The 20,386-nt window shown below is 68.3% G+C and carries 19 protein-coding genes; 10 read left to right on the top strand and 9 right to left on the bottom strand.

What is annotated here, in order from left to right:
* Positions 1-14 precede the first annotated feature (14 nt).
* Positions 15-671, top strand: coding sequence for a TetR/AcrR family transcriptional regulator (locus tag LCM32_RS19550; protein WP_224822769.1), 657 nt, complete (start codon positions 15-17; stop codon positions 669-671).
* A gap of 94 nt (positions 672-765) precedes the next feature.
* On the opposite strand, the gene LCM32_RS19545 is transcribed toward LCM32_RS19550, so the two are convergent.
* From LCM32_RS19545 to LCM32_RS19515, 7 genes are all read right to left on the bottom strand, one after another.
* Positions 766-3,165 carry a mechanosensitive ion channel domain-containing protein gene (locus LCM32_RS19545; RefSeq protein ID WP_224822768.1) on the bottom strand — a complete coding sequence of 800 codons (2,400 nt, stop codon included), beginning with the start codon at positions 3,163-3,165 and terminating at the stop codon, positions 766-768.
* 154 nt (positions 3,166-3,319) lie between these two features.
* Positions 3,320-4,018 carry a glycosyltransferase family 2 protein gene (locus tag LCM32_RS19540; RefSeq protein ID WP_224822767.1) on the bottom strand — a complete coding sequence of 233 codons (699 nt, stop codon included), beginning with the start codon at positions 4,016-4,018 and terminating at the stop codon, positions 3,320-3,322.
* Positions 4,015-4,587 (bottom strand): DedA family protein, encoded by a 573-nt coding sequence (locus tag LCM32_RS19535; RefSeq protein ID WP_224822766.1) that lies wholly within the window; start codon positions 4,585-4,587, stop codon positions 4,015-4,017. Before LCM32_RS19535 ends, LCM32_RS19540 begins: the two co-directional genes overlap by 4 nt.
* A gap of 1 nt (position 4,588) precedes the next feature.
* Positions 4,589-5,704, bottom strand: a complete 1,116-nt coding sequence (locus LCM32_RS19530) for a glycosyltransferase (protein WP_224822765.1) — start codon at positions 5,702-5,704, stop codon at positions 4,589-4,591.
* A gap of 3 nt (positions 5,705-5,707) precedes the next feature.
* Positions 5,708-6,574: a UDP-2,3-diacylglucosamine diphosphatase gene (locus LCM32_RS19525; protein WP_318246207.1), complete on the bottom strand. Its 867-nt coding sequence runs from the start codon at positions 6,572-6,574 to the stop codon at positions 5,708-5,710.
* Between the two features lie 195 nt (positions 6,575-6,769).
* On the bottom strand, positions 6,770-7,621 hold the full coding sequence (locus tag LCM32_RS19520) for a bestrophin family protein (RefSeq protein ID WP_224822764.1): 852 nt from the start codon (positions 7,619-7,621) through the stop codon (positions 6,770-6,772).
* A 225-nt stretch (positions 7,622-7,846) separates the two neighbouring features.
* Positions 7,847-8,347, bottom strand: coding sequence for a DUF2478 domain-containing protein (locus tag LCM32_RS19515; RefSeq protein ID WP_224822763.1), 501 nt, complete (start codon positions 8,345-8,347; stop codon positions 7,847-7,849).
* Positions 8,348-8,453: 106 nt separating this feature from the next.
* Between LCM32_RS19515 and LCM32_RS19510 the strand changes: the two genes are divergently transcribed.
* The 4 genes from LCM32_RS19510 to LCM32_RS19495 are packed head-to-tail and all read left to right on the top strand — an operon-like array spanning position 8,454 to position 12,611.
* Positions 8,454-9,332, top strand: a complete 879-nt coding sequence (locus LCM32_RS19510) for a formate dehydrogenase accessory sulfurtransferase FdhD (RefSeq protein ID WP_224822762.1) — start codon at positions 8,454-8,456, stop codon at positions 9,330-9,332.
* Complete coding sequence (mobA, locus tag LCM32_RS19505) at positions 9,329-9,979, top strand: molybdenum cofactor guanylyltransferase MobA (protein ID WP_224822761.1); 651 nt, start codon at positions 9,329-9,331, stop codon at positions 9,977-9,979. Before LCM32_RS19510 ends, mobA begins: the two co-directional genes overlap by 4 nt.
* Positions 9,976-10,467 carry a molybdopterin-guanine dinucleotide biosynthesis protein B gene (gene mobB, locus LCM32_RS19500; protein ID WP_224822760.1) on the top strand — a complete coding sequence of 164 codons (492 nt, stop codon included), beginning with the start codon at positions 9,976-9,978 and terminating at the stop codon, positions 10,465-10,467. Before mobA ends, mobB begins: the two co-directional genes overlap by 4 nt.
* The gene (locus LCM32_RS19495) at positions 10,464-12,611 is read left to right on the top strand and encodes a molybdopterin-binding protein (RefSeq protein ID WP_224822759.1); all 2,148 of its coding nucleotides are present in this window, start codon (positions 10,464-10,466) and stop codon (positions 12,609-12,611) included. The genes mobB and LCM32_RS19495 overlap by 4 nt, the downstream gene beginning before the upstream one ends.
* A gap of 20 nt (positions 12,612-12,631) precedes the next feature.
* Here LCM32_RS19495 and LCM32_RS19490 read toward each other — a convergent pair whose 3' ends face one another.
* Positions 12,632-12,859 carry a sulfurtransferase TusA family protein gene (locus LCM32_RS19490; RefSeq protein WP_224822758.1) on the bottom strand — a complete coding sequence of 76 codons (228 nt, stop codon included), beginning with the start codon at positions 12,857-12,859 and terminating at the stop codon, positions 12,632-12,634.
* 52 nt (positions 12,860-12,911) lie between these two features.
* Complete coding sequence (locus tag LCM32_RS19485; protein WP_224822757.1) at positions 12,912-14,348, bottom strand: hypothetical protein; 1,437 nt, start codon at positions 14,346-14,348, stop codon at positions 12,912-12,914.
* A gap of 331 nt (positions 14,349-14,679) precedes the next feature.
* Here LCM32_RS19485 and LCM32_RS19480 point away from each other — a divergent pair, with 331 nt between their 5' ends.
* The 5 genes from LCM32_RS19480 to LCM32_RS19455 all read left to right on the top strand — a co-directional run bounded on the left by LCM32_RS19480 (position 14,680) and on the right by LCM32_RS19455 (position 20,382).
* A complete protein-coding gene (locus LCM32_RS19480; protein ID WP_224822756.1) occupies positions 14,680-16,113 on the top strand; it encodes an NAD-dependent succinate-semialdehyde dehydrogenase in 1,434 nt (477 codons plus the stop codon).
* A gap of 170 nt (positions 16,114-16,283) precedes the next feature.
* A complete protein-coding gene (locus LCM32_RS19470) occupies positions 16,284-17,222 on the top strand; it encodes a LysR family transcriptional regulator (protein ID WP_318246206.1) in 939 nt (312 codons plus the stop codon).
* 114 nt (positions 17,223-17,336) lie between these two features.
* Positions 17,337-18,359 carry a C4-dicarboxylate TRAP transporter substrate-binding protein gene (locus LCM32_RS19465; protein WP_224822755.1) on the top strand — a complete coding sequence of 341 codons (1,023 nt, stop codon included), beginning with the start codon at positions 17,337-17,339 and terminating at the stop codon, positions 18,357-18,359.
* 191 nt (positions 18,360-18,550) lie between these two features.
* Entirely contained in the window at positions 18,551-19,075 is a 525-nt protein-coding gene (locus LCM32_RS19460) for a TRAP transporter small permease subunit (RefSeq protein ID WP_224822754.1), read from the top strand.
* Complete coding sequence (locus tag LCM32_RS19455; RefSeq protein WP_224822753.1) at positions 19,072-20,382, top strand: TRAP transporter large permease; 1,311 nt, start codon at positions 19,072-19,074, stop codon at positions 20,380-20,382. Before LCM32_RS19460 ends, LCM32_RS19455 begins: the two co-directional genes overlap by 4 nt.
* The last annotated feature ends 4 nt before the right edge of the window (positions 20,383-20,386 follow it).

Below are 20,386 nucleotides of genomic sequence, written 5' to 3'. Positions count from 1 at the left end.
TGGCACATATGACCATGCAAGATCACACAGAGAAGGCAGAGGCCTGCGCGCTCAAGCGCCGCCACGCCGCGGGCGAAGACCCGGAGAAGCGCCACCAAATTCTGGTGGGCGCTTGGCGTGTCTTCGTGGAACAGGGCTTTGACGCCGCCTCGATGAACAGCATCTGCAAGGCGGCGGGCGTGTCGAAGGGCACGCTCTATGTCTACTTCGAGAACAAGGAAGACCTCTTCGTCGCCCTTGTCGAGGAGAAGCGGCAGGATTTCTTCGACGGCATCTTCGAACGGCTCGTCGGGGCAGGCAGCATCGAGGAACGGCTGCTGGCCTATGCCATGGGCCTGTCGGAACAGCTGAACTCGGAGGAAGTGATCCGGGCGCAGCGCATCGTGATCAGCGTGGTGGAGCGGATGCCGGACCTCGGCCGCCGGTTCTATGACGCGGGGGCTGCGCATTTCCTCGGACGGCTGCACGGCTTCCTGCGCGAGGAAACCGAGGCGGGCACCCTCGTGGTGCCGGATTTCGAACTGGCCGCGGCGCAATTCGTCGAACTCGCCACCACCGGTACCTGGCGCGCGCGCATGTTCGGACGGCGCGAGGATGAGCCAACGGCGGAGGAAATCGAATACGTTGCGCGCGAGGCGGTGGCCATGTTCCTTGCCAAGTACCGCGCGTGAGCCGGGCTTGATCCGGGCCTGAGCGCCCGATCAGAGACAGAAAGGCCGGACCCCTTGCAGGGCCCGGCCTTTTTCATGTCACAGCCTGCAGGGCTCAGGCGGTCTCGCCGGCCTTGTCCTTCCGGATCAGGAAGGGCTGCGTCTTGCCGTCCTTCGACTCGCCCAGATAGATCGTCTGGTGCGGGAAGGGGATCTCGATGTTGCGCTCATCGAAGATCTCTTTCAGCACGCCGTTGTAGGCGCGGCCCACACCCCACTGGGTGCCCGCGACGCATTTGATCCGGGTCCGGACGACCACGGCGCTGTCGCCGAAGCTGTTGAGGCCGAACCACTCCAGATCGCCCATGATGTTCTTGGCCTGATCCGGGTCAGCGCGCAGCTGTTCGAAGGCATCCACCATGGCCTGTTTCACCTCGGCGAGATTCTCGCGGTAGGCCACGCCCATGTCGCAGACGGAATAACCGAACTCGCGCACGTAGTTCGTCACCATGTCGACCGAGGAGAAGGGGATCACGTGGAAGGCGCCGGTCACGTCGCGCAGGCTGACGGAGCGGATCGTCAGACGCTCGACCGAGCCGGTGGTCCCGCCCACGGTCACCACGTCGCCCACGTTCATCGCGTTCTCGAACTGGATGAAGATACCGGTGATGATGTCCTGCACCATCTTCTGGGCCCCGAAACCGATGGCCAGACCCAGCACCCCGGCAGAGGCCAGCAGCGGCGCGATGTCGAGGCCGATCTCGGACAGGACGAACATCGCCGTGATGATGATTAGCGCGATGGTCGCCGCGTTGCGCAGCAGGGTCAGCAGCGTGCGTTCCCGCGAGGTGGCGACAGAGCCGAACTCGGGGTTCAGGCGGTAATCCACCCAGGACGTCAGCGCGACCCAGATCGCGAAGGACACCAGCAGGACAGCGGCGACGGAGAAGACCTTGCTCGTCACCTGCAGGCCGAACTGGCTGGCCATCCACGACTTCAGGTCGATCACGCTGATCGCGTTCAGGGCAAAGACCACGACCATCACGAAGATCACGAACCGCAGCACGAAAAGCGCCTTGGGTACGAAGGTGTTCAGCCGTTTCTCCAGCAGGGGCAGCCGCGCGGTCACGTTGTCGGGCAGTTGCACGCCCCGCACCATGACCCGCGTCAGCACACCCGACAGCATCACGCCCAGCAGGGCCACGACAAGCACCTGCGCCGAGTTCAGCATCGAGCGGAAGGCGGCATCGCCCGGCTGCACAAGAACCACCACCAGCATGCTGACGAGGTAGAGCAGGACCGGCCAGTGCCAGTGCCGCACGAGGAACTCGAAGGCATTGGCGCGGCGCTTGGGCGTCTCGGGCGTGCCCATGGGGAATTCCTCCCGCATGGTGGTCACCGTCTCGACACCCTCGCCGTCCTCGGTGGGCTCGGCCACGGCGGAGTCCAGCGCGGCCTCTTCCTGCTCGGCCTTGAGGTGGAACTCCTGTTCCTCGGCATAGTCCGCCTCGGACTGGCCCCCGCGCTCAAGCCAGGCGGCCACGTCACGCCGGTTGCGCAGCACCATCCAGATGGCAAGGGCGACCACGATCAGCGCAATCAGCGCCGAGACCGCACGCCCGGCGGCGAAGGAGGCATTGCCATTGATGATCGGCACGATCAGCAGCTGGCCATAGCCCACGAGGCCGACCATGAAGTTCAGCCGCCGCGTCAGGTACTTTGCCGCCTCGTTCGAGATCGGCATCGGCCGCAGGTAGCGCGCCGAGGGCGAGAGCACCATGCGCACCGCGACCTTGGCCAGTTCCACCAGCAGGAAGGCGTTCAGGTAGAGCGTCTGGCGAATGGCGATCTGGCCGAAATTCCCCAGGAACAGGGTCGCAATCAGGTAGCCGACGGCCCAGGAGACGACGACGATCAGCGCGTCGATCATCACCGAGGCAAGGAAGAGCGCGACGGTCCGCACGATGCCGCTGTTCTGCGCCGTGGCGCCCATGCGGCCATAGAGCGATTTGCCCATCCGGCGCAGCACGAGGAAGACCGCGACCGTCACAACGATGACAAGCGCCAGCTCCTTCAGCGCCTCCAGCAGTACGCCCGCCTCGGATCCGTTCAGCCCGCGAAAGACCTGCGGCGCCATGGTGATCTGATGCCACGCGCTCTGCAGGTTGGAGGCGGTATCCTCGGCCACCTCCTGCGTGATCAGAGCGATCCGGCGTCCGAAGGACAGGCTCTCGGACGGGACCTGCCCCTCGGGGGCCAGCGTCTCGACGATCTTGTCGTCGGCAGGCGTCTCGCTCTCCGTCTGCGCGGCGCGCAACTCATCGATCAGCGCGGCGCGGCTGTCGTCATTCTCGATCACCTGCAACAGCAGGTCGAGGTTGCTGGGCGTCGGTGTCTCGGAGGTCTCGGTCGAGGCGGCGGCCTCTTGGGCGAGGGACCCTGACGGGGCCACAAGGCCCATCGTCACGGTCAGGAGGATCAGCAGGGAGGTGATCCAGCTCTTCGTTCTTCTCATGTCACCACGTCTGGTTAGGCATTTCTGGGCCATGCCGCGCCAGAGGGGGAGGCTGCGCGACAGGGGCGGTCGCGTGGCGACTTAGCGCAATCCACCGGCAAGGCCATCCCGTGCCGGCCGCAAACCCTGACTTGCGTTGCCGTTTCGCCGCGCCTCAGCCAGTCTGCACCCGGCGCCCGCGCATCGCCCGGATCTGGCGCAGGACGGTCATCGGCCCGATGGTGCGGAAAATGTCCCGCATCATGCCCGCATCGGCCCGGATCCCGACGATCAGGCCGTATTTCTCGTGCTTCATGGGGCTGGCCACGTCGGGCCAGTTCACCACGGCGATCTCCAGCCCCGCCGCGATCCACAGCCGGTTCATGAAGACCTCCAGCCCGAACCGTGGCAGCCGGTCCAGCGCCGCGATCTCGTCCAGCAGCAGCGCCCGTGGCATTACCCTCTCGCCCGAGATGTAGTCGAGCCCCAGCAGGTGCCACGTCCGGGGCGCATTGCCCCGCAGGCTGATCGAGGCGCCCGCGCGCCCCTCCAGCACCGGGGCGGCCAGCTGGGACAGATGGGCAGGCGTCAGCCCGGTCAGATCGCTGTCGAGGAACATCACGTAGGCGCCCCGCGCGACCGTCAGCCCCTCGGCCACGGCCCGCGTCTTGCCGCCGTTCCGCGTCAGCCGGATCACCCGCAGACGCGGGTCGTCGAAGCTCTCAGCAATCGCGGCGGTCCGGTCGGCAGAGCCATCGTCGACGACGATCACCTCGTCGATTCCGGGGGCGGCCAGCGTCACCTCCAGCACCCGCGCGATCCGGGGGGCTTCGTTGTAGGCGGGGATGATGCAGCTCAAACGCAGATCGCTCATCGGTGCGTCCTCCGGTAGAAGAGCCAGCAGCCGAACGCGACCAGTGTCGCCACCAGCAGGATCAGCGAGACCCGCCCGATCCAGTCGTCGATCCGCGTGTAGGCATGGCCGAAGCCGTAGCCGAGCGCGACGAAGAACAGGCTCTTGGGCACGGTGCCCAGCAGGTTGAACCACAGGAAGGCCGCGATCCGCATCCGCGCCATGCCGGCCGCGACGAGCACCGGAAGGCCCATCGAATGGGTGATTTTGCCGATGATCAGCGTGCGCCCGCCCTTATGGGCGAAATGCCCGCTCAGATGTCGCAGCCGCGCCCGGCGCAGCCCGAGGCGGCGCAGCCAGCCGTCCGGCAGGCGGGTCAGGCCCCAGCGGCCGATGCCATAGGCGATGAAATCCCCGATCAGGTCCGCAAGGATCACGACGCAGATCACCGACCAGAGGTCGAACCGCCCGGTGGAGGCCAGCCAGGCCGCGATCACCGTGACGATCGGCCCCTCGATCACCGCCACGGGCGCGACGAGGGCGAGGCCGTATTTCCCGATCAGCAGGGTGACGGTTTCCAGTCCCAACATCTCAGCGCGCCGGTTCGGCGGCCATCGCATTGCCGCGCCAGTCAAAGCCGCGCCGGAAGAGGCTCGTCCCCCAGATCGCCGCCAGCATCCCGTCGCGCAGCATCATCGCTGCCAGATCGCGGGGGGCGAAGGGCAGGCCATAGACCCGGGTAAAGAGGATCTCGGCCCCGTACCAGAGCGTCAGGTAGATCAACGGCAGCACCGCGTGCCCGCCGAGCAACGCCATCAGCAAGAGCGCGAGAAGCCCGGCCACCGGCCCCTGCAAAGCCTCGGCGGCAAAGATCACCGGAAAGCCCTCGCGCCGGATGATGCTCCAACGCAGCTGCCGGTCCCAGACGGATTTGGCCGTGCGCCGCCCGACAGGGTGGAGCGAGAGCCGCCGGGGCAGCCGCACCCGCAGCCCCTGCCCGCGCACCAGCTTGGTGGAGCCGACGTCCTCCGCCGTGTCATGGCCAAGAGCCGGCAGACCGCCGCCCGCGTTCAGGATGCGGCGGTTCCAGAACAGCGTCTTGCCCTGCGCAAAGCCGAGCCCCAGCACATCCGCGGCCAGCTGCCACCGCGCTTGGTTGGTGTTGAGGAAGGCGCATTCCACCGCACCCCAGAAATTCGCGGGCACCGCGCCAAGCGGCGGGCCCGAGACGAGGCCGGTGCCCTCGCACCAGCTGTCCGCCAGCGTGGCAAGGTAATCGGGCCCCAGCATCAGGTTCGCATCCGCCATGACGAACCAGTCGCCCCGCGCCGCGTCGCAACCCTTCTCGACATTGTTCAGCTTGGGGTTCGCGCTGATCCGGCTCTCGCCCACCAGCAACTGCGCGGGCACCTCCGGATGCGCGGCGATCAGCGCCCGGACGAGGGCGCAGGCCGGGTCTTCCGCGTGTTCGACGCAGAAGACGATGTCATAGCTCGGGTAGTCCTGCTCGAAGGAGCTGGCCAGCGTGACCCGGTCATAGGGATCGACGCCCTTCACCGGGCGGATCAGGGTCACATGGGGCCGGAAGGTCGTGTCGCTGCCGCGCCGGTTCACGAGGAAGGGTCTGAGGATGGCGAGAGCGTTGCTGCCCAGATGGGCCGTCAGGGAGGCAGCCGCGATGCCGCCAAGCAGGAGTTCGTCCAACACGTCTCATACGTCCTTTGCCAAGGCCCCGAAGGGCAGGGCCGCCCCGGCTGTCGATGCCTGCGGGGCCCACTCGACCAAACGCAGCACCCCGTCGAAAGTTTCCGTCAGGGCGGTGAAACTATCGATCCAGTCGCCGCAGTTGGCGTAAATCTTGCCGTCGATCTCGCGCAGCATCGGCTTGTGGGAATGGCCGCAGATGACCCCGTCCGCCTTGCTGGCCCGGGCAAGCGCCACGAGGCGCCCCTCGAAACGGCCCGCCATGACGAAGAGCCCGTTGAAGGCCCCGATGGCGCGTTCGATCCGGCTCGGACGGCCGGGCGCGCGGGCGGGCAGGTATCGGCCCAGCCAGGCATCGATCCCGCGCAGCAGCGCATCGGCGCGGCTGCCGAGACGGGTCATGAAATGCCACCGCATCAGGCGGCTGTCGCATTGATCGCCATGCAGCACGAGGTAGCGCCGCCCGTCACCGGCCCGGTGGGTGATGGCCTCGCGCAGGGTCCAGCCCTCGGGCAGCGTGGCGCCGGGATAGCGCAGCACCGCGTCGTGGTTTCCGGCGAGGTAGACGATCCGCGTGCCCTCGGCCACCCGGCGGCGCAGGTCCTGCATCACCGCCTCGGTGGCCTCGGTCCAATGCACCCGCCCGCCATGCCAGATGTCGAGGATATCGCCGACGAGGTAGATCGTCTCGGCCTCGTAGGCGCGCAGGAACTCCAGCACCTGCCGGGGCCGTGCGGCCCGCGCCCCGAGGTGCAGGTCCGAGAGGAAGAGCGTCTTGACCCGCAGCCGCGGCTTGGCCGGGCGCTGCGGCGCGGCCGCCGTCAGCGGGTCTGGATCCGTGGTGAAAGGGGCGTCGGACAGGGGAGAGACCACAGCCTTGGAACCGGTCGTTTGCAGTTGCAGCGACAGATGCGCCTCGGAGGTGATGATTTCATGACGCCGGGGTATCGGAACCGTGAAATCTGCGGTGAGGGCTGCGCGCCTGCCGCGATCAGGCGCCCCTCGCAGGCCGCAGGGAGGCGGCCCCTTCGCGAAGGCAAAACCGTCTCTAACGGGCCGTTCAGAGCCTCAGGTCAGCTCGAAATCCACCGGCTTTGGTATCTCGGGCAGGTCGGTCTCTCCCAGACCCCGGCGCAGGGAGATCTCGATATGGGTCGCATAGGCGGTCAGCGGCATGGCGTTCTGGCCCCGGGCAAAGGGCATCTCCAGCTCCTCGGCCAACGCGTCGAGGCCGAAGAAGGCATAGGCCACCAGCCCGGCGGCAAAGGGCGCGACCCATCCCAGCGTATCGGCAAAGCCGAAGGGCAGGATCACGCAGTAGATATAGGCGGTGCGATGCAGCAGCAGCATGTAGGCGAAGGGCACCGGGGTGCTTGCCAGCCGTTCGCAGCCGAGGTGGGCCGCGGCCATGCGGTTCAGGCTCTCGTGCAGCACCAGCGTCTCGGGCGCGGTCAGCCGCCCGTCCCGCTCCAGCGTCGAGACGATCCGCCCGGCCTCGGTCAGCGCCTCGTCCGCCGTGGCCGCACCGCCCTGCCCGCGCAGCTGCGCGCCCGAGCGGCGGGCGTAGTCGATCACCGCCATCAGCAGCACGCGCCGCGCCTCCGTCCCCTCCAGCACGATGGTCTGGCGCAGGATGTCGCGCGCGGACTGGATCATCAGCCCCCAGAGCTTGCGCGCCTCCCACCAGCGGTCATAGCAGGCGCTGTTGCGGAAGCTGAGGAAGATCGACAGCGCAATCCCGATCATGGCAAAGGGCGCCGGATCGACCGAGGGCACGAGGCCCGGCAGGTTGCGATGCGCATAGACCACGCCGATGGAGATCAGCACCACGAAGACCACCTGCACCCAGATCTGCTGGATCACGGATCCGCGCAGCACGAAGAAGAGCGCCAGCATGCTGGGACGTTTGCGGATGATCATGGGGGATACCTTTCGGCAGAGCGGCAACAGCCCTCGCTATCGCCGCCGCCGTCCTCGGGCAAGGCCCGCAGGCGCATGGGTCTCATGGCGGCGCTGCATGGCAGCGCGTCGCGCGCGGCCCCAGCGTCAGGGTCCCAGTGACAGGACCAATGTCAGGGCCCGCGTGTCAGGTCCGATGTCAGGCCGCCGCTTCAGACAAATGTCAGGCCAATCTCAGGCCCAACCTCAGGCCCGGACCCGCGCCACCCAGTCGAGCACCGCGTCTTCCTCCGGCGGCAGCGCCTCGCCCATGCCTTCGGCGTAGGCCTCGAAGGCCGCGATATTGTCCGGGTTCACCGCCGTCAGCACCGGCACCCCTGCGCCGAGCGCCTCGTTGATCACCGGGCGGAAGCCGCGCCCGCCGATCTCCTGCTTGCCGTATTTGTTCACGATGACGAGATCCGCGCCCTCGGCCAGCGCCGCCTGCACCAGCCCCACGGCGCGCTCCAGCCCCTCCGGATCCAGCCGGCAGCCCTGTGCCAGCGTGCCGAGGTCCTGCGAGATGCGCACCACCTCGGTGCCCGAGAGGATGTGCAGATCCATCCTGCATTTATGCGCCGGGTCGGTCTCGAGGTTCACCTGAACCGCCCCGGCCAGCCGCAGCCCCTGCCCGCGCAACCGCGTGGCCACGGCGCGGATCAGCTCGTCCGCCTCGCCCTGTCCGGCGGCACTGACATATCCCAGCATCGGCGGCTCCTCTTGCCTCTCGCCCCACGGGCATACAAGATGTGCCCTGCGCCGAAAAGAGACGCCGCACGGCGTCCGCGACACGAGATTGCGACCCGGAGGCTTCATGCCCGTGCCCCCCCTGCCCCTCTTGCCCGATCCCAACGCCCCCGGCCTGACCCGGCGGGTCACCGGCTTCGACCAGACCGGCGCCGAGACCGAGATCGCCGTGGTGGAGGAACGCCCGCTCACCATCTACCTGAACCGGCAGGAGGTGGTCACCGCCATGACCATCGGCGACTACCCGGATTACCTCGCCCTCGGCTTCCTGCGGAACCAGGGCATGCTGCTCGCCGATGACGTGCTGACCGGCGTCGATTACGACGAGGAGATCGAAACCGTCGTGGTGCGGACCGAGCGTCAGACCAGCTACGAGGAGAAGATGCAGAAGAAGACCCGCACCTCCGGCTGTGCCGTGGGGACGGTCTTCGGCGACATGATGGAGGGGCTGGAGGGGCTGGAGCTGCCCGCGACGAAGGTGCGCACCAGCTGGCTCTATGCCCTCGCCCGGCAGATCAACACCACGCCCTCGCTCTACCTCGAGGCAGGCGCGATCCATGGCACGGTGCTGTGTCAGGAGGATCGCCCGCTGGTCTACATGGAGGACGTGGGCCGCCACAACGCCGTGGACAAGATCGCGGGCTTCATGTTCCGCCATGACGTGGGCGCGGCGGACAAGATCCTCTACACCACCGGGCGGCTGACCTCCGAGATGGTGATCAAGACCGCGATGATGGGCATCCCGGTGCTGGCCTCCCGCTCCGGCTTCACCGCATGGGGGGTCGAGATCGCGCGGCAGGTCGGGCTGACCCTGATCGGTCGGATGCGCGGCCAGCGGTTCGTCTGCCTCTCGGGCGAAGACCGCCTGATCCGCGACGTGGACCCGGCATCGATCCCCGAAGACAGCCGCAAATCGCGCCGCAAGAGCGCCGGAGAAGACGCATGAAACAACCCCTCGGTGTGATCCTCGCGGGCGGCCTCGCCACGCGCATGGGCGGCGGCGACAAGGCGCTGCTGGAAGTGGGCGGCGAGAGCCTGCTGCGCCGGATCGTGGCCCGGCTGGAGCCGCAGGTGGAGGCCATCGCGCTCAACGCCAACGGCGATCCCGCGCGGTTTGACGCCCTCGGCCTGCCCGTCGTGGCCGACAGTATCGCGGGCTTTGCCGGGCCGCTGGCCGGGGTCCTCGCCGGGCTCGACTGGGCCGCGGAGCAAGGGGCGGAAAGCATCGTCACCGTGGCGGGCGACACGCCCTTCTTCCCCTGCGATCTTGTCCCCCGCCTCCTGCTTGCCGCCGAGGGCGCGGCCCATCCGCTGGCCCTTGCCGCCACGCCGCGCTCCGGCGCGGAGGTGCTGAAATCCGGCGGCGGCAAGCGGGTGAACCGACATCCGACCTTCGGCCTCTGGCCCGTGGCGCTGCGCGATGACCTGCGCGCGGCGCTGCAGGACGGGCTGCGCAAGGTCATCGTCTGGACCGACGGCCATGGCGCGGGTGAGGCGCTCTTCCCGGCCGAGCCCTTCGATCCCTTCTTCAACGTGAACACGCCCGAAGACCTGGCCCATGCCGAAACCCTCGTCCGGGCGGGGGCGGCATGAAGGTCTATGGCGTCACCGGCTGGAAGAACGCGGGCAAGACCGGGCTGATGGAGCGGCTGGTGGCGGAATTCACCGCCCGCGGGCTCTCCGTCTCGACGATCAAGCATGCGCATCACACGACGGATGTGGACCAGCCCGGCACCGACAGCCACCGCCACCGTCAGGCGGGCGCGCGCGAGGTGCTTCTGGCCTCGCCCCATCGCTGGGCCCTGATGGCGGAGCTTCGCGATGCGCCCGAACCGCCGCTGGAGGAGCTGCTGACCCGCCTCTCGCCGGTCGATCTGGTGCTGATCGAGGGCTACAAGTCCGCGCCCCATCCCAAGGTCGAGGCCCACCGCGCAGAGACCGGCAAGGCCCTGCTGGCGGGCGAGAACCCCAGCATCCGCGCCGTGGCCGCCGACAGCCCAGTGGAGACCGCCCTGCCCCGTTTCGATCTGGATGACACCGCGACAATCGCGGATTTCATCGCACGTGATCTGGGCTTGTGACAGATACCGGCGCCTCCGGGTTCGACACCATCGTCATCGTCGACTGGTCCGCCCGGGCCGCGCTCTCTCCCGTGCGACCCTCGGCCGATGCGATCTGGATCGCCATTGCCCGCGCCGAGGCGATCACCTGCCACTACCACCGGGGGCGTGAGGACGCGTATCAGGCTCTGAAACGCATGTTCGAGACAGAAATCGCCGCCGGGCGGCGGGTGCTGGCGGGGTTCGATTTCGCCTTCGGCTACCCGCGCGGCTTTGCCGAGGCGCTCACCGGCAGTGCCGATCCCCTCGCCGTCTGGGCCGCTCTGGCCGCGCGGATCGAGGATGCGCCCGACAATGCCAACAACCGGTTCGAGGTCGCTGCCGCGCTGAACGCCCGGTTCCCCGGTGTCGGTCCCTTCTGGGGCCGTCCCGCCACACGCGACCTCCCCGGCCTGCCGGACAAGGGCACCGCCCGGCACGGGCATGGTATGGCGGAACGGCGGGAATGCGAGGCGCGCGTGCCGGGCGCGCAGAGCGTGTGGAAGCTCTACACCACCGGCTCCGTCGGCTCGCAGAGCCTGCTTGGCCTGCCCCGCCTGCACCGGTTGCGCCAGCACTTCGGCCCCGCCCTCTCCGTCCGACCCTTCGAGGACCGCGCCACGCCCCTGACGCTGGTGGAAATCTTCCCCTCCCTCCTTGCCAAGACCATCCGCTTGCTTGCAGAACCGGGGGAGATCAAGGACCGCGCGCAGGTGCGCCTCCTTGCTGCCGCGCTCCGGGCCCTGCCGCCCGCGCGGCTGGAGGCACTGACCCGCGAGGGCGACCGAGAGGAGGGCTGGATCTTGGGCCTTGGGCATGAAGAGGAACTGGCCGCCGCCGCCAAGCTGGCGCAGGCCAGCACGCTGACCCCGCCGCGCCTGCGCGACGATTGCTTTGCCATGCCGCAGGGCGTGTCCTGGGTACCGGTGGACGAGGCGCTGGAGCGGTTGCGTGCCGCGCTGCATCCGGTAACGGGCACCGAGGTGCTCCCGACCGCGCAGGCCCGGGGCCGTGTGCTGGCCGCCGACACGATCGCCCGCCGCTCCAACCCGCCGCGCCCGAACTCTGCCGTAGATGGCTATGGCTTTGCCCATGAGGCCACCGGCGAGGGCGTCCAGCGCCTGCCGCTGGTGGAGGGCCGCGCCGCTGCCGGGCAACCCTTCGAGGCCGCCGTGCCCGCGGGCTATGCGATCCGCATCCTGACGGGGGCGATCCTGCCCGAGGGCGTGGATACCGTGGTGCTGGAGGAGGATTGCGCGACCGATGGCGCCGTCGTGGCCTTCGACGGGCCGGTGAAGCCCCGCGCCAACACCCGCAAGGCCGGCGAGGACGTGACCGAGGGCAGCCCCGCCCTGCCCGCCGGGCACCGGCTGCGCGCGCCGGACCTCGCGCTTCTGTCGGCACTTGGGGTGGCCGAAGTGACGGTGCATCGCCCTCTGCGCGTGGGTGTGCTGTCGACCGGGGACGAGATCATCGGCTCGCCGGCCGATCCCGCCAAGCCGCACCAGATCTGGGACGCGAACCGGCCCATGCTGCTCTCGCTGGCCGAGGGCTGGGATTACGAGGCCATCGACCTCGGCCATGCCCGCGACGACGCGGAGGAGATCGCCGCCCGCCTCGACCGGGGCGCGCAGGCCTGTGACGTGATCCTCACCTCCGGCGGCGCCTCTGCCGGGGACGAGGACCATGTTTCGGCTCTGTTACGGGCGAAAGGCACGCTGTCCAGCTGGCGCATCGCGCTGAAACCGGGCCGCCCGCTGGCCCTTGCGCTGTGGCAAGGGACACCCGTCTTCGGCCTGCCGGGCAACCCGGTGGCGGCGCTCGTCTGTGCGCTGATCTTCGCCCGGCCTGCCTTCTCGCTGCTTGCGGGCGCGGGCTGGCTGGCACCGCAGGGCTTCACCGTCCCCGCCGCCTTCTCCAAGCGCAAGAAACCGGGCCGCCGCGAATACCTGCGCGCGAGGCTCGATGCGGAGGGGCGGGCCGAGGTCTTTGCCTCCGAAGGATCGGGCCGGATCAGCGGGTTGTCCTGGGCGGAGGGTCTGGTGGAACTGCCCGACGGCGCGGTGGAGGTCTCCCCCGGCACGCCGGTCCGCTTCCTGCCCTACAGCGCCCTCGGCCTGCGGTAAAAGCCCGTGTCAGAGCCGCATCAGCGGCAGCGGATCAGGTAGATCTGGACCGGGCCGTCCTCGGACATGCCGATCATCTCGTGGCCGCTTTCATTGCAGAAATGCGGCACGTCGATCACCGCCGCGGGATCATCCGCCAGCATGCGCAGCACCTCGCCGGTCGCCATCTGCGACAGGCGCTTGCGGGCCTTGAGCACCGGCAGCGGGCAGAGCAGCCCGACCGCGTCGAGTTCGTCTTTCACATCCATGCCCAAGTGCTACCCGGCCCGCCGCGCGCTGTCCATCGCCTGCGCGCACCGCTCAGGCCAGCAGCTGCACCCAGATCGCAAGCGCAAGCGCCGCGCAGGCCACGAAGGGGCCGTTCCACTTGAAGGCCACTTCCTTCGGCGTGACCCCCCCGAGCCGCGAGATGATCATGACCGAGGCCGTGAAGGGCGAGGTCGGCGCGGTCAGCGCCCAGCCACTGGTCAGCGCCAGCACGAGCGAAATCGGCGTGACGCCCATTTCTGCCGGGCTCGGCAGAAGCTGCGCGAAGAGCGAAACGAAGAGGATCGGGTTGAGGCCCGCCTGACCCGCCAGCGGCACGAGGAGGATGGGCAGCACCAGGAGCAGCCGCGCGGGCACCGCGCCCAGATCGACGCCCGCCGCCGCGATGGCACCCGCCAGCAGGGCCCCGGCGGCGCTGCCGATGAAACCGGCCGTGCTCAGCAGCACGATCTCGCCCTTGTAGCCGGGCAGATCGCCGAAACCGAAGGACCGGCTGCGCAGGGCCAGATCGCTCAGGCGCGCGCCGCGCCGCGCCTCGATCATCACCCAGCACCCGGCGATCAGCGGCACGAGGCCCAGCACCGCGCGCGCGGGCTGGATGCCCCAGATCACGTCCAGCAGCACCGCCGGGATGGCCACGCTGGCCAGAAGCCAGAGCAGCGGCCAGAGCGCACGCACATCCCGCGCCGCGGTCCGGTCCGGCGGGGCGATGACGGTGCCCGCCGGCAGGGAGCCCTTCAACCGGCGATCCAGCAGCCAGCCAGCCACCACGATGATCAGCGCCGAGCCGAGGCCATGGAGCACCACCGAATTGATGTTGGCGCCGGGCACGAGGGCGGAGGTCAGCACCGTGGCGAAGGCCAGCGGGGACCAGCACAGCGAAGCGCTGAAGCCGCATTGCGCGCCCTGCAGCATCCGGCGGATGCGCAGCGCCCGCACCTCGGGCACCGGCTCCCGCTCGGCCGAGCGGCGCGCCATGGTGCCGAGCAGCGAGAGCGCACCATAGCTGAGCATCAGGGCAAAGACCTGCGTCCCGAAGCCGAGCGCGAGGTAACGCCGCCCCGGCGGCTGGTTCGCGATGAAGGCCGCCGCGCGGCTGATCGCGGCCGAGCGTTTCGCCACATGTTCGAGGCTGGCAAGGGCGCAGAAGAAGGCCATGATGAAACTGCCCTGCGCAAGCGCGGGGCCCAGCACGCGCATCGGATCGGGCAGGACCAGCAGGCAATAGCCGGTGAGCAGGATCAGCACCGCGAGGAACACGTGCCGCGACCCGCGCACGCGCGGGGCGAAAAGCACCAGAACCGCGATGAAGAAGACATCCGCCAGCAGGGGTGTCACCCCACCCACGCCGAGGCCCTGAAGGAAATTGACGAGGATGTTCCCGACGAGCAGAAGCCCGATGATCACCGAAAGCGGGGCGGGCGGGAGCTCGGCTTCGGAGGCAGGCTGCGGGGCATAGGTGTCGGGCATCGTCTTCCGATCGGTTCCAAGAGCGCTGGTCCTCCTCCCGCCTGCGGTAAGTAACCTGTATCCGGCGCAGAGCAAATGGCGAATTGCGCCGCCGCAGGGGCCTTTTGCCGGATCGGTTCCAAGGCGTGGAACAGCGCAGCGCTGCAGGCGGGCGGCGGCGGGGATTTCCCCCGGATTCGGCCCGTCTGCGGCCCATAGCGTTTGACATTCAGCAAGGTTGCCCGGAATGTCCGCCCCGATCGCGACATGGGCGGCCGGACGCACGGGCACAGGCCTGTTCGGACCGGAGAGACGACTTCGGCACCGGCCCCCGAAACAGGAAGGACCCCTCATGAGCTATCCTGATACCCAGCTCTTCATCGACGGCATCTGGCGCGACGCGCTCGACGGGCGCAGCCTGCCGGTCGTCGACCCTGCCACCGAAGAGGAAATCGGCCGCGTTGCCCACGCCGGCATCCCCGATCTCGACGCGGCTCTGGATGCCGCCGCCCGTGCCTTCCCCGGCTGGGCCGCCACCGGGGCCTTCGACCGCTACAAGCTGATGCGCCGGGCCGCCGACCTGCTGCGCGAGCGCGCGGACGAGATCGCCGCCATGATGACCGCGGAACAGGGCAAGCCCCTCGCCCAGTCCAAGATGGAAATCCTCGGCGGTGCCGACACCATCGACTGGTTCGCCGAAGAAGGCCGCCGCACCTACGGCCAGGTGATCCCCGCCCGCCAGCCCGGCGTGACGCAGCTCACCCTCAAGCAGCCGGTGGGCCCCGTCGCCGCCTTCACCCCGTGGAACTTCCCGATCAACCAGGTGGTGCGCAAGCTCTCTGCCGCGCTCGCCGCGGGCTGCTCGATCATCGTGAAAGCCCCGGAAGAGACCCCCGCCTCCCCCGCGGCCCTGATCCGCTGCTTCGCCGACGCGGGCCTGCCGGCGGGTGTTGCGAACCTCGTCTATGGCGATCCGGCCGAGATCTCCTCCTACCTCATCCCGCACCCGGTGATCCGCAAGATCTCCTTCACCGGCTCCACCCCGGTGGGCAAGCAGTTGGCCGCGATGGCGGGTCTGCACATGAAGAAATCCACCATGGAACTGGGCGGCCATGCCCCCGTGCTGGTGTTTGACGACGCGGATGTCGATCAGGCGATCTCGCTCATGTCGGTGCACAAGTTCCGCAACGCCGGCCAGGTCTGCGTCTCGCCGACCCGGTTCCTCGTGCAGGAAGGCGTGGCCGACCGCTTCATCGACGGCTTCACCGAGGCTGCCAAGGCCGTGAAGGTCGGCCCGGGCAATGATCCGGCCAGCGAAATGGGCCCGCTCGCCAATGAGCGCCGCATCCCCGCCCTGCAGGGCATGGTCGAGGACGCGGTGGCCAAGGGCGCGACGCTTGCCACCGGCGGCCAGCGGATCGGCAACCGCGGCTGGTTCTTCGAACCGACCGTGCTGACCGATGTGCCGACCAATGCGAACATCATGAACGACGAGCCCTTCGGCCCGGTCGCGGTGATCAACCGCTTCGACACCACCGATGCGGCCATGGCCGAGGCGAACCGCCTGCCCTTCGGGCTGGCCTCCTATGCCTTCACCCGGTCGGCCGAGACCGGTCACCGTCTCGCGCAGGAGATGCGCGCCGGGATGCTGACGATCAACCACCTCGGCCTCGCGCTGCCCGAAGTGCCCTTCGGCGGCATCGCGGACAGCGGCATCGGCACCGAGGGCGGGTCGGAAGCTATCGAGGCCTACCTCGACACCCGCTTCGTCACGCGGATGGACTGAGCCGGGCCTTAGCCCTGCGCCAGATGTTCAACGGCCGCCCCACCGGGGCGGCCGTTTCCTGTTCCGCCCCCATCCCCCATGGCACCCCATCGCCAGCCCGTCCCGGCGGCGCTATACCTTCGGGGGCGACGGTGGAGGGCACGATGGCGGATGAGGCGATACAGACAGGCATGTCGACGGGGATCACGACGCGCGACTGGCAGCCGGAGCTGCGGACCCTGCGCTATTTCCTCTGCGTCGCCGAAGAGAAGAACATGACCCGCGCCTCCGAGCGACTGCGCATCGCGCAGCCCGCGCTCAGCCGCCAGATCGCCCGGCTGGAGGCGGACCTCGGCCTGCCGGTCTTCAACCGGACCCCGCGCGGCATGGAGCTGACCGAGGCAGGCGAGATCCTGCAGCGCCGGGCCTATGCGATCATGGCGCAGGTGGCGCAGGCCCATCACGATGTCACCGCCCATGCCGACCGGCCGCAGGGCGTCGTGGTGGTGGGCATGCCGCCCACACCGGGCGAATTCATCGCCCCGCCGCTGCTGGCCCGGATCAAGGCCGCCTACCCCGAGATCGAACTGCGCTTCATCGAGGGCTTCTCCAACGCGCTGGAATCCAAGCTCTCACAGGGCGAGATCGGGCTGGCCGTCATGCATGACGCGCCGATGCAGGCCGACATCGTCACCACCGACCTGCTGGTGGAGCATCTCTGCGTGATCGGGCCCTGTGGCTCTCTCGACCGCGAGAGCTATCCGCTGGCCGAGGCCGCCGATCTGCCCCTCATCATGCCGAGCCGCCCGAACTTCCTGCGGGTCCTCGTGGACAAGCACGCCGACGAGATCGGCAAGGAGCTGAACATCCGCCAGCGTGTGGATGGTGTCTGGCACCTCAAGGCCCTCGTCCGCAACGGCCACGGCTTCACCATCCTGACCTATGGCGGCGTCCTGTCGGAGGTGCAGAACGGCACGCTGGAGGCCCGGCCGATCACCGATCCCCGGGTCGAATGGACGCTCTGCACCGCCACCAAGGCCGACCAGCAGCGCAAGAAGGCGATCCAGGTGGTCGAGGCCGAGGTCCGCGCCATCGTCGGCGGGCTGGTCGAGGCGGGCATCTGGAAGTGAGCGATACCGCAAAGGTATCGCGCCCATGAAATTACAGTATTTGAATTATGCCTCGCCGCAGTCGAGGATCACCGCAGACGGGCCCGGAGGAGGTCCGTAACTCTGGGAGGATACATGTCTCTGACTTCTTTCGCGAAGTCGTCGGCGGTTGCGCTGACGGCCCTGATCGGTCTCGCCTCGGTGGCGCAGGCCGACACGTACAAATGGATCACCTTCAAGCCGCAGGGCGCAGGCGACGCGCAGGCGATCACCACCCAGTGGCTGGTGGATGAATTCGCCAAACGCACCGAGGGCAAGCATTCCATCACGGTCTTCTGGGGCGGCTCCGTCGCCAAGACCCGCGAGATCCCCGAGGCGCTCGCCGCCGGTGTCGGCGATTTCGGCGATGTCATCACGCCCTATTTCCCCGACCTGATGCCGCTCAACAACGCGGTGGGCTTCTTCATCCCGCAGCCGATGAACGCCCGCGCCGTGGGCGAGTTCATGGAAGAGATGCACGCGACCTATCCCCAGTTCGGCGAAGAGCTGGCGGCGCAGAACCTGCACGCCATGGGCTTCCGCCCGCTGGAGGATTACGGCCTGCTCTGCACCAAGCCGGTAAAGAGCGTGGCGGACATGAAGGGCCTGCGCATCCGCTCCTACGGCTTTGCCTATCCCAAGCTGATCGAGGCGCTTGGTGCCTCGCCGGTCTCGATCGCGACCTCGGAAGCCTACGAGGCGCTGCAACGCTCGATCATCGACTGCACGCCCATCGGCCCCGCCCTCGCCCGCGGCTGGAAGTACGACGAGGTGGCCAAGTACTACATCGAGATCCCGCTGGGGGCCTCCTTCGGGCACCTGCTGGCGATGAACCTCGACACCTACAACGGCATGGATGACGAGACGAAGGCCGTCGTGGACCAGCTGGGCAAGGACTACCTTGTCGAATACGCCCGCGTGCTGGACGAAGACGCGGCGCGGGTGCGCGAACTCTGGAAGGGCGACCTCGGCGTCGAGGTGATCCCCTTCCCCGAGGAGGAACTGCTGAGCGTGATCGACGACGCCGGGGTTCAGGGCGTCCGGCAGGAGTGGATCGACAAGGCGAATGCCGCAGGCGTTCCCGCCGAAGAGATCGTGAAAGCCTTCGACTTCAAGTGAGCCCCGCGGCGCGCCGGGCCCCTGCCCGGCCGCCTTTGCCCGCCAAACCCTGACCGACAGTCCGGTTGCGGCGCGCCTAGCCGATCCAGCCCGTTCCATGCGGGCCCGTCTACAACAGTCTCCGCCCCCCGGGGCGGAGCCGGCCCCGCGCGATCCGCGGGCGGGGCCTCCCTCTGCCGAAAGCTCCTGACATGCAAACCCTAGACCTCCTGCGCCGGAAGTTCGGTGCCCTCCTGATCTTCTGCGGCACGGTCTCCGGCGTGATGCTCTTCGCCGTGATGCTGCTGGTCGTGGCCAACGTGCTGATGCGCTACCTCTTCAACCAGCCCGTCACCGGCACGCTGGAACTGACCGAAAGCGCCCTGCCGCTGATCATCTTCCTCTCGCTCGCCCTGACACAGATGCGCGGCGGCCACATCAAGGTGGTCCTGCTGACGCAACATCTGCCCAAGCCGCTGGAACGCGCCGCGCGGGTTCTGGCGATGCTGGCGGGCTTCGTGCTCTTCGCCTGGGCGGCCTACGCGGGCTGGCTCATGGCGATGAAGAGCTTCTCCATCGGCGAGCTGGAACGCGGGTCCATCCGCTTCCCGATCTGGCCGATCAAATTCGCCATCTTCCTCGGCCTCGCCCTGCTGGCGATCCAGTTCCTGCTGGACGCGATCTGGGTCGCCGCGGGCGGCCGTCTCGACGACGACAAACATGAGGTACTGGAATGAGTTCGCTGGTCATCGGCGGCATCGGAGTCGCTGCGCTCTTTGGCGGCATCCTGCTGGGCATCAACGTCATGGTGGTGCTGGGCCTCGTGGGGGCCTTCGGCCTCGCCGCGCTGGTGGGGATGAAGGCCGCCACCGCCATCCTCGGGACGGTCTTCTTCGACACGACCCATTCGTTCCACTTCTCGGTGATCCCGCTCTTCCTGCTCATGGGCTTCTTCGCCATGCGCGCGGGCCTTGGCGAAGACCTCTTCGAGGCCACCACCAAGTGGCTGGGCAACCTGCGCGGCGGGCTGGCGATTTCGACCACGCTCGGCGCGGCGGCCTTCGGCGCGGCCTCGGGCTCCTCGGTGGGCACGGCCACGGTCTTTACCAAGCTGGCGCTGCCGCAGATGCTGGACCGGGGCTATGACAAGAGCCTCGCCTCTGCCTCCATCGCCATCGCGGGGACACTGGCGGTGATGATCCCGCCCTCGGCCCTGGTGGTGGTCTATGGCATCCTGACCGACAGTTCGATCGGGGCGCTGCTGATCGCGGGCTTCATTCCCGGCGTGGTCTTCGCCATCGTGCTTTGCTTCGCGATCTGGCTGACCGTGCTGCGCAACCCCTCGCTGGCCCCGCAGGAAAATTACAGCTTCACCCTGCGCGAGAAATTCGCCTCGCTGAAGCTGGCCGGGCCGCTGGTGCTGCTGATCATGCTGATCGTCGTGGGGCTCTATGTCGGGATCTTCACCCCGACCGAGGCCGGCGGCATCGGGGCCTTCGCCACGCTGACGCTCGCCGTGATCCGCCACAAGGGCATCAAGGGTGTCGAGCTGCGCAAGACGCTGATGGAGACGATCCAGACCACGGCGATGATCTTCGGCATCCTGATCGCGGCGCTCGTCTTCTCCAAGTTCCTCGCCCTCTCGGGCGTGGCGAACACGGTGGGGGGCTACCTCACGGGGCTGGACGTGAACCGCTGGGTGATCGTGGTGCTGGTCTCGCTGATCTACCTCGCGCTTGGCATGATGATGGATGCACCCGCCCTGCTGGCGATCACCCTGCCGATCACCCACCCGGTGATGATGAACCTCGGCTTCGATCCGATCTGGTTCGGCATCTTCGTGGTGCTGCTGGTGGAGATCGGCGCGGTGACGCCACCCGTGGGAATCAACTGCTTCGTGGTGCAATCCGCCTCCAACGGCCGGGTCTCGCTGGAGCAGGTGTTCAAGGGTCTCGTGCCCTTCGTGCTGGCGGGCTTTGCCATGTTGATCCTGCTCTGCCTGATCCCGCAGATCGCCCTCTTCCTGCCGAGTACGATGCTGTGACCGG

The sequence above is a fragment of the Pseudooceanicola nanhaiensis genome (assembly GCF_020171315.1).
GTDB classification, from domain to species: domain Bacteria; phylum Pseudomonadota; class Alphaproteobacteria; order Rhodobacterales; family Rhodobacteraceae; genus Pseudooceanicola; species Pseudooceanicola nanhaiensis_A.
The sequence above is the reverse complement of the archived record's forward strand: the minus strand, read 5'-3'. Positions and strand labels throughout refer to the sequence as shown.

Coding starts and splice junctions, on each gene's coding strand:
- LCM32_RS19550 (WP_224822769.1), top strand. CDS start 15: ATGCAAGATCACACAGAGAAGGCAGAGGCCTGCGCGCTCAAGCGCCGC.
- LCM32_RS19545 (WP_224822768.1), bottom strand. CDS start 3,165: ATGAGAAGAACGAAGAGCTGGATCACCTCCCTGCTGATCCTCCTGACC.
- LCM32_RS19540 (WP_224822767.1), bottom strand. CDS start 4,018: ATGAGCGATCTGCGTTTGAGCTGCATCATCCCCGCCTACAACGAAGCC.
- LCM32_RS19535 (WP_224822766.1), bottom strand. CDS start 4,587: ATGTTGGGACTGGAAACCGTCACCCTGCTGATCGGGAAATACGGCCTC.
- LCM32_RS19520 (WP_224822764.1), bottom strand. CDS start 7,621: ATGATCATCCGCAAACGTCCCAGCATGCTGGCGCTCTTCTTCGTGCTG.
- LCM32_RS19515 (WP_224822763.1), bottom strand. CDS start 8,347: ATGCTGGGATATGTCAGTGCCGCCGGACAGGGCGAGGCGGACGAGCTG.
- LCM32_RS19510 (WP_224822762.1), top strand. CDS start 8,454: ATGCCCGTGCCCCCCCTGCCCCTCTTGCCCGATCCCAACGCCCCCGGC.
- mobA (WP_224822761.1), top strand. CDS start 9,329: ATGAAACAACCCCTCGGTGTGATCCTCGCGGGCGGCCTCGCCACGCGC.
- mobB (WP_224822760.1), top strand. CDS start 9,976: ATGAAGGTCTATGGCGTCACCGGCTGGAAGAACGCGGGCAAGACCGGG.
- LCM32_RS19490 (WP_224822758.1), bottom strand. CDS start 12,859: ATGGATGTGAAAGACGAACTCGACGCGGTCGGGCTGCTCTGCCCGCTG.
- LCM32_RS19485 (WP_224822757.1), bottom strand. CDS start 14,348: ATGCCCGACACCTATGCCCCGCAGCCTGCCTCCGAAGCCGAGCTCCCG.
- LCM32_RS19480 (WP_224822756.1), top strand. CDS start 14,680: ATGAGCTATCCTGATACCCAGCTCTTCATCGACGGCATCTGGCGCGAC.
- LCM32_RS19470 (WP_318246206.1), top strand. CDS start 16,284: ATGTCGACGGGGATCACGACGCGCGACTGGCAGCCGGAGCTGCGGACC.
- LCM32_RS19465 (WP_224822755.1), top strand. CDS start 17,337: ATGTCTCTGACTTCTTTCGCGAAGTCGTCGGCGGTTGCGCTGACGGCC.
- LCM32_RS19460 (WP_224822754.1), top strand. CDS start 18,551: ATGCAAACCCTAGACCTCCTGCGCCGGAAGTTCGGTGCCCTCCTGATC.
- LCM32_RS19455 (WP_224822753.1), top strand. CDS start 19,072: ATGAGTTCGCTGGTCATCGGCGGCATCGGAGTCGCTGCGCTCTTTGGC.